The sequence below is a fragment of the Novipirellula sp. genome, assembly GCF_041583735.1.
Lineage (GTDB): Bacteria > Planctomycetota > Planctomycetia > Pirellulales > Pirellulaceae > Novipirellula.
Map to the genome: position 1 here is coordinate 1 of NZ_JBFHFD010000887.1, position 2,763 is coordinate 2,763.

Annotated in this window: 2 protein-coding genes; both read right to left on the minus strand. The window is 55.2% G+C overall.

Annotation, left to right across the window (positions count from 1 at the left end; translation table 11 throughout):
- Window positions 1-315: 315 nt before the first annotated feature.
- Window positions 316-648: a hypothetical protein gene (locus tag ABX962_RS34165; protein WP_372726136.1), complete on the minus strand. Its 333-nt coding sequence runs from the start codon at window positions 646-648 to the stop codon at window positions 316-318.
- A gap of 276 nt (window positions 649-924) precedes the next feature.
- On the minus strand, window positions 925-2,763 hold a 1,839-nt coding region (locus tag ABX962_RS34170), incomplete at its 5' end, for a HEAT repeat domain-containing protein (protein WP_372726137.1).

Consider the following 2,763-nt stretch of genomic DNA (forward strand, 5'->3'; position numbering starts at 1 on the left):
AGAGATTTACTGGAATAGGCGTAGGTCGGCCAGCTTTGGAGGTCGTGGACGAGGCTACGAGTCCCAGCGACTTAGTGGCACGACGGGACTCGTTGTCTCGTCCACGACATAGAAAACACTTCACCCGCGTGATTTGTCACAAAACTCGAATGACGAAGTTATTTCCGAACAGCAGCTTAGCGATATCGCCGACTCGACATCCGTTTCGATCGCTTATACGGATTACACGGGTGTGTGATCGCAATGACGTGCCGCGCGCCGAGTGGCTAGCGATATTGATGGGTTACGGGGGTGCGTTTTAGCAGAGAACCGCCGTTACGCTAGCGCAGGTTGGTCGGTGTACAGCGACAACAATTGGCTCTGGACTTTGACCGCCCGTAGCAATGTCCACAATTGATCCGGAGTGAATTGAACCGGCCCGTTGTGACACATCTGTTCTAATTCGTCAGCGACCGCTGCGTGTTGATCCGCTGCAGCGTCGAGCCGAAACGCGGCGTTTTTCCAAACACGCGTGAGTGCATCGTCGTCGACAAGAAGGTGTGCGTCGTCGGTTTGTGTCAGAATCAGCAAACTAATCCGCGCCACCTCACTAGGCGACAATTCGGGACGAAGGTCGTTGATTCGTTCAGCAAGTTCGTGGCAAGTCATGGGAGATAAGGTTCCGCCTAAAACTGCGTCAAACTGATCTTCCGTTGCGATCAGCAATCGGGTCAAGGAATGGGCTTGACGATACATGCACGGCAAAACATCCGCGGCATATCAATTCGTCCGCTGCATCATCGAACAGCACGGCCCCCCCGGCTTGTTCACAATCAATGGATCGAATTACAGAACCCTAAGTCACAATCAGTTGTAACGCAAACAAATTTAGGAATTCATCGTTGCGCTGGATGAATCACGTTGTATCGCGAGCATCTCGTTCGCTTACTCGACGTCGCTTGGAGCGCGAGGGTCAACCTTCAAACTGGTTAAATAGGCGACAAGATCCCGCAATTGACGCGCTGACATCTGTTTGAGCAAGTCGTCGGGCATGGCGGATTTTCCTGATCGACGCGCCACGATTTCATCCTGAAAAACTCGCTTCAACGCGCCATCCCCCTGGATTAACTCGACAAAATCGTCGGTTTCGCTTTTTACGATTCCCGTAACGACTTGTCCGTCTTCGTTGGCGATGACTGCGGTTTCAAAGCCTTTTGCGATCGCAGCATTTGGCAAACAAATCGCTTCCAGCAGATAGCGGGCGTCTTTTTCTTTGCCAATGGTCGTCAAATTGGGGCCGACTTCGCCACCGGCGCGATCGACTTTGTGGCACCGCACGCAAGATAGTTCGGTTTTGGCGAACAAGATCTTGCCGCGGTTGACATTGCCACCCTCTAAGGACGCCAACCATGCACCGAGCGGATCATTTTCGGCAAGCGTGGTCTGGAAGTTCTTTAATTCGTTACCGATCGCTTCGGATAACTTGCCGTTTGCAAGTAGCGTTTCGGCGGCCTCCACCACATTTAATTGCACTTCGGGGGCGAGCTCGCCTGCGATGTAACGTTTCACGGCAGCTTCGATTGCTTCGACCGCCCGTGGATCATCCGATTTCGCCAAGCTATCCCATGCGAGTTGCTGCATCGAGGTGTCACGGCTTTCGGTTGCCGCCACAAAGACTTCGGTCGAGGCCGCAAGATCGTGTTCCGCGAGAACCTTGAGCGCGGCTTCGGCCAGCTGGCTAGCGGGAACCAAGCGAATTTCTTTGGCAAGTTTTACCGCCTGAGCCGCATCGAGTTTCGCTAATCCGGCAATCGCCGAGCCGCGAGCACGCGACGATTGGGTTGTGTCGTTGACACGGGCGATCAACGTCGGAGCGATTTTTTTGATCCCAAGCTTCGAGGCGACGTCGACGGTTTTCTCGCGAACCGGTTCGCTGGATGCCATTAATGTGTCGATCTGCGATTCGATCGCGGCCACTGGGTCGGCGGCGCTGCGTTCGGATAACGGACGGACATCGTTGAGAACACGATCGCGTGGGTCGCGGTTGGTCCAATTCAACAAGGCATCCAACGCTTCGATTCGCATTGCTTCCGGCGAGGTCATGCGAGATGCGAACTTGGCCAGCGCCATCGCGCTAGCGGGGGTACCGAGACGATAGTTCGCGTTAATAACGCGACGCAACAAGGGCAGGTTTGCCGAGGGCGTTTCAATAAACGCGGCCAACGAACCGAGCGCTACAGGAATCGGTTCGTCATGAATCGAGCGAGCCGCTTCCAGAGCGATCGCCGTGCTTTCGTCGGCGAGGAATTTGGCGACGTCACCACTTTTCATCCGCCGCAGTGCCACCACCGCACTTCGACGGACTGCCGCGTTTTCGTGTTTGTTTAACTTCGCTAACGAGTCGGCGGTACAGGCACTGGCCAGATAAACTTGGCCTGCGTGCCGTAACGCGGGGTCGCGATTATTGTTTTCGGCAATCATCTGAATCGCCAACGGCATCGCCGAACCTGCTTTCAATTTTGCGAGCGACATGGCGGCAAAGTAACGCACGCGAAGTGAATCGTCGGTAAGCATTTTTTGCAACGTGGGGACGGAAGCCGCGTCGCTGCGTTCCCCCATCACATTGGCGACGGCCGCGCGGATCACCGCGTCACTGTCCGTGGCAAGCGGAGTGATCGCAGCAACCAGTTCTCCATTTTTCGTGGTATCAAGACGAGCGATTTGGTCGGCACCCCAAATCGCGTGCAGCCGCGCGAGCATCGTTTGCTTGGCATCCTGGGCAAC

What these genes read in the sequence shown, in the direction of transcription:
- ABX962_RS34165 (WP_372726136.1), bottom strand. Translation starts at nt 648, where the DNA reads ATGACTTGCCACGAACTTGCTGAACGAATCAACGACCTTCGTCCCGAA.